The sequence below is a fragment of the Nocardia anocheti genome (assembly GCF_029675105.1).
GTDB lineage: Bacteria > Actinomycetota > Actinomycetes > Mycobacteriales > Mycobacteriaceae > Nocardia.
In genome coordinates, this window is the sequence record NZ_JAQQFV010000022.1 from 1 (window position 1) to 7,712 (window position 7,712).

Genomic DNA, 7,712 nt, shown 5'->3' on the forward strand with positions numbered 1-7,712 from the left:
TTATGCCGACATGACAAATGTTTCGATAGGCCGCGCCGAGAGGTTGATGCTGAAGATGTACACCATCAGCCCTCGTCGATGAGCCGGTGGGCTGAGTCATCCAGCGCCGCATGTAGCATGGATCCTGAATGCGCTGACGGAATCGGTACCAACTCCCGATACCTCCGTGACGAATTGTTCATCATCTATTAAGCGGTAGATTGCAATATGGCAACTATTGGCGGATCCGCTGGCGATCCAAATTTCGTCATCCACTCGCTGGAGCGTCGTAGAGTCGCGTGCGCGAATCACCAATCCGGGGCTTCTGAGGATACTCGAGATCTCGCTGTCATCAATTTCTGGACCAACTATAATGACCTCTGCCCAGGGGCCGACGCGGCTTTCATCGGCCCTGGCGTCTATTATTCTATAGCTGGCGATGTCGATGTCGTTCAGAAAATCCTCTGCCTGATTCGACTGATTGATGCAGGCGGATATCGATATCGATAGCAAAGCGGCCACGGGCATAAATTTGGTCAGCTGACGTCGGTTTTTGCGGTTTCTTCGGTAGGGAACATGCCGGCCCGGTTGCCCCTCTGAATCCGATGTATCCGCTGGGGCGGACGGAGGCCGGTGGGTGCAGATCATGGATGGCTACCCCAATCGTCTGAAAGCTGTTGTCGTGAACCCTGTCTCATAATGCCTCGTCGGCGGCATCTACGTCGATCAGAGTCTCCGCTCCGTTGGCGATGAGGAGTGGCTGCAGCAGAGGTCGGCATCTTCACTGCTACTTGGCCGAACCTGCCACGGTCCCAGTGTGCTGCTGGCCCAGTCTCGGGGCTGCACCGAATCTGGTTGGCTGCAGGCGAGCCTGAAGGGGTAAACCAACTGCTGCAGCTCCTTGGCATCGCACCCATGTCGGAGCGGTTACGAGGAGTCGAGCCCCGTCGGTGAATGAATGCTGTCGGGGCACTGGCCTACCCGCGCAAAGGCGAAACCTTCACCTCCTCGGAGCCGGGTTCGAGGTGTTGACGACTACCGCCTGGCGCTACGACATCGCCGTGTGGGCGGAAGTGACTCGCTCGTCAGAAACGTAGCGAACGTGTCGAGGGGCGGAGCTGGCGGGAGCGGAGCGACACGAGGGGTTGCGCACTATCCTGGTTCGCTTGCTGAGCCGTCGAGGGTGATCACCCGACATACCGATCGAGTACCCGTACTCACCGCAGAAGATTCCACTACTCGAAAGCCCTCGCTTCAGATCTCAGGAGCGGGGCTTTGTCATGGGCACACCGCGGAACTCACCGTGGTGATGTCTGTCGCCCTCCGGTGCCGACCCCCGCGGGTCGGCAGTCCGGAGATATCGAAAGGATATGTGATGTCGAAATTGGTTCGCCTGCGGGTGAATTCGAATGATGCGTGGACCAGGATCCGTGTCCCCCGGCAGGCTCGGCTTGTCTGGGGTCGCCCGGCCCTGGGGGTGATCGTGGGTATCCCGGGTGGTGGCAATCCCGAGCCGCCGACCGCGTGGGACACCTATTGGGAGGTTCCGAGCAACGCTGTCGCCGGCGAGGAGAACTATCTCATCCGGCGCGGTGTTCTTCCGGAGCTCACGGTGCCCAGTCCTGAACAGTCGCCGCAGGAGACGCCGAGCGAATCGGGTTTGTCGGGTGCGACGAGCTTCTTCGCTGAGGATGGCGCGGTGTTCTGGATCTATCGGGATCTCTTCGGCGCTGGGGGGAGCTACCCGGCCAACTAGCGGGGGCGAAAGCTCATCGCGAGATGAAACTGGCCCGCACTCGCTGAGTGCGGGCCGGTTTCGTGCTTCTGGCGACGCTAGGACGTACATCGGTGTCGGCTGGTGTGAAGAGTGTCGGCGCGACGATCGCTACGGTGCGATCCTGTGGTGGTCCTGGTGTGCAGGCGGAGTCCGGGTCGTGAACAGCTGTCGCGCACCGACATCCGTTCGATCTCGCTGACAGGGTCAACTTGCACGGATAGTCGGAAGATGTTGATGGCCAATCGATATGGTGCTGTTCCGGGGTAGGGGGCCAGGTCGCTTCCTCTGAATGTGAAGGAGAAGAAGATGCGCAAGCTGGCTGTGGGTGTAGCGTTCGCCGCTGTGCTCGGTGTCGCTGGGTGTAGTGGAGAGGAAGCGGCTCCCGCGCAGGCGACTGCGCCGGAACAGTCCGCGGCTCCCGGTGCGCCGGTCTCGCAGGAGAAGCAGCAGGACATGCGGATCACCGCCTCGGCGGCCGCGTTCGTTCCCGGTGTGTTCGACAAGGGGGTCCCGGCTACCGCGGTACTGGTGCTGGTCGAGAACACCAGCGCCGACAAGGTGGTGAAGGTGAACCCGCTCTACTTCTCCATCACCGACAGTGAGGGCGGCAAGCACTCGGTCGAGCTCGGCCTGGCCGACGATCAGATCGGCGCCGAAGACTTGCAGCCCGGTGAGAAGATCGAGGGCACCATCGCGGCCGAAGGTTCTTTCACCGCTGCCAAGGTCACCTTCAAGCCGCTGATCGGTGCGAATGTCACCGTGAATGTGACTCCCGCACAGTAGTCGCATGTGCTCGGCGTCCAGCCACCTCGGGCACATGAGCGGCGGCCTGAAACACGGGCCGGGTACCACTACTACCCCTGCCACGCCTCGACCAGAGGACGGCCGTGTTGCATGGCAACGCCCAGGTTGTCACCGGGCGGTGGTCCAATGGGATCAGGAGGCCCTCGTGCTCATCAAGTGTGCTGATTGCGTCACGATGTTCGACCCTCGCCCCACCGGGCGCGGGCCGAGACGTCAGCGGTGTCAGGAACACGTCAAGCGGCGTAAGGCGGAGTTGATTCGCGCTCGTGACGCGCTCAACCGGGCCGAGAAGTACGGGGTTGAGAGGGAACTTGTCATCGCGCGAGAGGTGTTCGAGCGGGATGGCTGGATGCGTCACCTGTGCGGAGGTCTGATACCGGAGCGCTTGCGGACAACCCGAGTTCTCGGCGGCCAACATGACCCGCTGTCCCCGGCTGTCGACCATGTGATTCCTCTGTCCAGAGGTGGCCCCCCACACGATGGAGAATTGTCGTGCTGCTCATTGGACGTGTAGTGCGCGCAAATTCAACATCGAGCGAGCCGAGACCAGCGCAGAACTGCCTGCTGACCGATCTGCTCCACGTGTTCCGGTGAAAGGCGACGAATGCAAGCTCGATGGGTGCCCGCGTCCAGTTGCCGGGCCCACGCAGCGAAAGCAAGCGCGCTGCCTGACCTGTGCGCAAGCTCGCGCGGAGCGCTAGAGACTTCCCGACGGTGGGACCTTCCGACGCTCAAGCGCTCGCGTTATGAGCGCTCGCGAGGCCTGGAACTACTGCGCGGTTTCGTCTACGCGCAGTGCTGGGTGCGGACGTTCGAGATTTCTGATTCAGGGTAGGTCGGCGGCGGTCGGGACGACTACGGCGTAGAGGTCGGTGAGGGTGGCGAGGGCGCTCGCGTGGAGTTGGGCGGCGGAGACCGTGGCCAAAGGGCGGGTGGTGCAGGCTTCGGCGATGACGGTGGGTTTGTTGCCGCGGAGGAAGGCGCCTTCGGTGGTGAAGGTGACGCACATGTGGGTCATGAAGCCGGCGATGATGACGGTGTCGTTGCCCGCAGCGTCGACGAGATCGCCGAGGTCGGTGTCGACGAAAGCGTTGGGGAAGGATTTGACGACAACGCTCTCGTCGGGGGCGGGGGCGACGGCGGGGTGGATGCGGCCGATGTCGGCGGTGATGTCGTAGGGGGTGTCCTTGCCGCCGTCGTGGATGACGTGGATGACGGTGGCGCCCGCGGCGCGGGCCTTGGTGAGGAGGTCGGCGGCGGCGTCGAGGGCGGGTTGCCAGCCGGTGAGTTCCATGACGCCCTGGGTGTAGGTGTTCTGGTAGTCGACGAGGATGAGGGTGGAGTCGGCGAGAACGGCGGGGGTTTCGTCGAGGCCGTTGAGTTCGCGCAGGGTGGTGGAGGTCATGGGATTCACCGTATGGACCTGCGGGAATGTCGGCAATGTCATGTAACCTGCAGATTCGGACATGGAGGTGATGGTGCCGGATCGGCTGGTGGTGATCGTGCTGTTCGATCGGGTGGATCTGCTCGATGTGACCGGGCCGCCGGAAGTCTTCTCGCTGTTGCAGCGGGAGATGGACGAGCCGACGGGGTATCAGGTGGTGCTGGCCGCGGCGACGATGGAACCGGTGACGACGTCGGCGGGGGTGCGGGTGCTGCCGGATGTGACTTTCGTGGAACTGGCTCAACGGCGAATCGACACGGTGGTTGTTCCGGGGGCTGTGGAGACCGACGGGGATCGTCGGGTGCGGGCGGTGGTCGATCCGGGGGTGGTCGATGCGGTGGGGGAGCTGGCGAAGGATGCGCGGCGGGTGGCGTCGGTGTGCGTGGGAGCGCATGTTCTCGCCGCGGCGGGGCTGCTCGATGGGAAGCGGGCGACGACGCATTGGTCGACGGCCAAACAATTGGCCGAGGAGCATCCGGCTGTTCGGGTGGATGCCGACCCGATCTACATTCGCGACGAGAACATTTGGACTGGTGCGGGTCTCACGGCCTGCCTGGATCTGACGCTGGCCCTGGTCGCCGACGATTTCGGTGACGAACTGGCTCTCCGCGTGGCCCGTCAACTCGTGATGTATCTCAAAAGGCCCAGTGGGCAAAGTCAATTCAGTGTTTCGCTGGATCCGGTTTCGACGACTCGGCGTATCGATGAACTGCGCCATTACATCTCGCGCAATATCGCGAAACCGTTGACGGTGACCGAGCTGGCCGGGCGGGCGCATGTGAGCGAGCGGCAGCTCACACGGGTGTTCCGCACCGAGCTCGGGATGACACCCGCGGCCTATGTGGAATCAGCCCGGGTGGAGGTGGCACGGCATCGGCTCGAGACCAGTGACGAGACGTTGCAGCGGATCGCGGTGGCGTGCGGGTTCAATACCGTCGATACGCTGACCCGCGCGTTCCGGCGCACCCTCGATACCACGCCGGCCGAATACCGCAACCGCTTCCGTATCGGCTGATCGCCGCGCCGTAGGATATGGCCCGGTCGGTGCTGTGGACGGTGAATGGCAAGGGGTTCGGTGTGGATGGATTGCAGTGGCCTACGTGGATTCTGATGACGTTGCTGTCGGCCATGAACAGCGTGCTGTGGCTGTTGGTCAGCGGGTCGGGATAAGTCGGTATTGCCACCAGGGGCGGGTGGGGAAGGCCGGGTCGTAGATGCGCAGGAGCAGGCGGCGTTCCAGGCCGGTGCTGCGTTCGCGGACCCGGAGGTAGCGGCGGGAGACGTCCTGGGCGCTGATCTCCGCGGCCCAGACCGGGTCCCAGTCGGGGGAGACGCTGCACGCGTCGGTGACCGCGGTGACGCGCTGGCTAGAGGCGAGTGGGGCGAGCATGCGGAAGGCGTGCACCATGAGCTGGGCCTCGGTGGTCCAGTCGAGGTAGGCCTTCTTCGCGGCGGGGTTGAGGAACATCCACTCGAGCATGTTCACGCCCGCGCCGAGGCCGGGGAACAGGCGCTGGTATTCGCTGTTGGCGGCGAGCATGTCGAGGGTGGGGAAGCGGAGATAGCAAGCCGGGTGGTTGAGGCTGGCCAGGTCGGTCAGGTCCTCGGCGGTGGGCGTGGCGGGCACGGGGCCGGAATCGACTGTGGGCAAACCGAGTACGAGGATGTGCTTGCGGTACCACAGCGGCACTTCGAGACTGTCGAAGAGCCGTTGCAGCATGGCGGTATTGGGCACCAGCGTGCCGGATTCGATCTGGCTGATCAGCAGCGGCGCCATCTGCGCGCGCATCGCCAGCTCCGAGCGCGCCAGGCCCGCGGCCATGCGGCGTTCGCGCAGATACACACTGAGAGCGGTACTGTCACCCATCCTGCAACCCCCGAGCCTCACCCCGACCGACGGTAGAACCCAGGGTACGCCGGGAAGATCACCAAGAGACGACAATCGGACCGGAGTCGAAACTCCGGGCCACTCAGTCGGTCTCGCGTTGTCTGCGGTCGCCCACCCGCATCACGGTGTGTGTGTTTCAGGGACCGAGAAGCGCGAGCGGTACGACAGCGATTCCATCGGGGCGACGGTATGCGTGTTCACCTGCGTAGACAACGGCTGCGTCGATGACATCTTCGCCGATGTGCTGTCGGAGCCAGTGCAGATGTTTTACATCGATATCGGTAACCCGATCCGCGAGTTTCACTTCGATCGGTAGTACGCGACCATCCTGGCGTTGCACGATGATGTCAATCTCATGGTCTCCATTGCGCGTGCGCAGGTGACCGACGTCAGCCTCCGCGGCCTGAGCGTAGGTCTGCACACTCATCGTGACGAGATGCTCGAACAGTGCGCCGAGAACCGTACCTTCACGTAGACGCCTACCACCTTGCTCGGCGCGCAGCAGAGCTCTGTCGTCGAGGCCGAGTAGCCGGGCTGCCAACGCTGGGTCGGCCAGTTGATGTTTGGGGGCCTGTCCGAGCCGGTCGAAGTGGTTCCGGCTCGGGATCCACGCCGGGACAGCATCGAGAAGCCATAGCGAGGCCAGGGTGTCGCGATACGCCAGTGTCGTTTCCCGAGCGGGTTTGCTCGGTAGTCCAGGCGTCGCGGCGTCGAGAATCTTGGAGTAGGCCGCCGTCGAGGAAGTCGCCGCCGCATACGCTGCCAGCCAGGCGCGAAGCACCTCCGGCTTACGGACCGGGTAGCCCTGTTCCGGGAACTCGCGCTGCACCACATTGTCGAGATAGGCGTCCAGCTCGACCCGGCGAACTCGGCGGGGAAGTGGGCGGATGGCGGGAAATCCAGAAGCGGTGATCTCCTCGACGTAATCGGCGAGCCGCATCCTGGTGGAACCATGGATGGCGCTCTCGCCGTCGAGGAGCTCCGACAGCCGCACCGTGCTGGTTTCGATGTGTCGTTCTGCGATGCTCAGCGGGCGCATGCGCATCGGCACGATTCGGCCCGCTCCGGAATGCACGACCGCTCCCCGCGGCGCCGAACTGCCTGCGATGATGAAATGCCCCGGCGGCGACCCGGCATCGACGGCATGCCTGATGTGGTCCCAGACTTCGGGCAGTCGCTGCCACTCGTCGACCAGGACGGGACCCGGCACGCTCGTCAGGATCGAGGGGTCGGCCATGATCAGCTCACGTTGCGCGGGCTGGCTGAGATCGAAGGTGTTCGCGACACGTTGGAGGGCTGTCGCGGTCTTGCCGACGCCTTTCGGGCCGAAGATCGCGAGTGCTCGAAGGTGCGGTTGAAGTTCGTCCAGAACAGGGTCAATGATCCGCTCGCGGTAGTCGACCATGTCGCTAGTCTACCAATCGCATGGCTTCTACTCTGCAATTAGCAGGAACTATACTCTGCCATTCGCAGGAAGGGTCATGCCCCTTTCTGTGGCTACCGGGTGAGCGGGTGGCCTGCTGGGTTCTGTTCTTTCCGGCCTAGCCGGGGCCGGGACGGCGAACGGCCCGGAGCTCGAAGCTCCGGGCCGTTCGCGTCAGGAAAAGGGGTGGGCCGTCAACCTCAGAAGGCGGCTTCGTCCAGGTCCATGATGTCGTTGTCCAGGTTGGCCAGGATGGCGCGGGTCGCGGTCAGCTCCGGCAGGATGTTGCGGGCGAAGAACTGCGCGGTGGCGACCTTGCCGGTGTAGAAGGCGATGTCGGAGCCGGTGGCGCCGTTGTCCAGGGCCGCGAGGGCGATCTCGGCCTGCTGCAGCAGCT

General features: G+C 63.7%; 8 protein-coding genes. 3 read left to right on the forward strand and 5 right to left on the reverse strand.

The window, feature by feature from the left end:
• Positions 1-96 precede the first annotated feature (96 nt).
• A complete protein-coding gene (locus tag QC180_RS30055) occupies positions 97-501 on the reverse strand; it encodes a hypothetical protein (RefSeq protein ID WP_278266247.1) in 405 nt (134 codons plus the stop codon).
• An 853-nt stretch (positions 502-1,354) separates the two neighbouring features.
• Between QC180_RS30055 and QC180_RS30060 the strand changes: the two genes are divergently transcribed.
• Positions 1,355-1,735, forward strand: coding sequence for a hypothetical protein (locus QC180_RS30060; RefSeq protein WP_278266248.1), 381 nt, complete (start codon positions 1,355-1,357; stop codon positions 1,733-1,735).
• Between the two features lie 327 nt (positions 1,736-2,062).
• On the forward strand, positions 2,063-2,539 hold the full coding sequence (locus QC180_RS30065; protein ID WP_278266249.1) for a hypothetical protein: 477 nt from the start codon (positions 2,063-2,065) through the stop codon (positions 2,537-2,539).
• 847 nt (positions 2,540-3,386) lie between these two features.
• Here the strand turns inward: QC180_RS30065 and QC180_RS30070 are convergent.
• Positions 3,387-3,965, reverse strand: coding sequence for a cysteine hydrolase family protein (locus QC180_RS30070; protein WP_278266250.1), 579 nt, complete (start codon positions 3,963-3,965; stop codon positions 3,387-3,389).
• Between the two features lie 61 nt (positions 3,966-4,026).
• On the opposite strand from QC180_RS30070, the gene QC180_RS30075 reads away from it, so the two are divergent.
• A complete protein-coding gene (locus QC180_RS30075; RefSeq protein WP_278266251.1) occupies positions 4,027-5,019 on the forward strand; it encodes a GlxA family transcriptional regulator in 993 nt (330 codons plus the stop codon).
• A 138-nt stretch (positions 5,020-5,157) separates the two neighbouring features.
• Here the strand turns inward: QC180_RS30075 and QC180_RS30080 are convergent, their stop codons facing one another.
• The 3 genes from QC180_RS30080 to QC180_RS30090 all read right to left on the reverse strand — a co-directional run.
• Complete coding sequence (locus tag QC180_RS30080; RefSeq protein ID WP_278266252.1) at positions 5,158-5,871, reverse strand: helix-turn-helix domain-containing protein; 714 nt, start codon at positions 5,869-5,871, stop codon at positions 5,158-5,160.
• Positions 5,872-6,028: 157 nt separating this feature from the next.
• Positions 6,029-7,297 carry an ATP-binding protein gene (locus QC180_RS30085; protein ID WP_278266253.1) on the reverse strand — a complete coding sequence of 423 codons (1,269 nt, stop codon included), beginning with the start codon at positions 7,295-7,297 and terminating at the stop codon, positions 6,029-6,031.
• A gap of 218 nt (positions 7,298-7,515) precedes the next feature.
• On the reverse strand, positions 7,516-7,712 hold a 197-nt coding region (locus QC180_RS30090; RefSeq protein WP_278266254.1), incomplete at its 5' end, for an acyl-CoA dehydrogenase C-terminal domain-containing protein.

What these genes read in the sequence shown, in the direction of transcription:
- QC180_RS30060 (WP_278266248.1), top strand. Translation starts at nt 1,355, where the DNA reads ATGTCGAAATTGGTTCGCCTGCGGGTGAATTCGAATGATGCGTGGACC.
- QC180_RS30065 (WP_278266249.1), top strand. Translation starts at nt 2,063, where the DNA reads ATGCGCAAGCTGGCTGTGGGTGTAGCGTTCGCCGCTGTGCTCGGTGTC.
- QC180_RS30070 (WP_278266250.1), bottom strand. Translation starts at nt 3,965, where the DNA reads ATGACCTCCACCACCCTGCGCGAACTCAACGGCCTCGACGAAACCCCC.
- QC180_RS30075 (WP_278266251.1), top strand. Translation starts at nt 4,027, where the DNA reads ATGGAGGTGATGGTGCCGGATCGGCTGGTGGTGATCGTGCTGTTCGAT.
- QC180_RS30080 (WP_278266252.1), bottom strand. Translation starts at nt 5,871, where the DNA reads ATGGGTGACAGTACCGCTCTCAGTGTGTATCTGCGCGAACGCCGCATG.
- QC180_RS30085 (WP_278266253.1), bottom strand. Translation starts at nt 7,297, where the DNA reads ATGGTCGACTACCGCGAGCGGATCATTGACCCTGTTCTGGACGAACTT.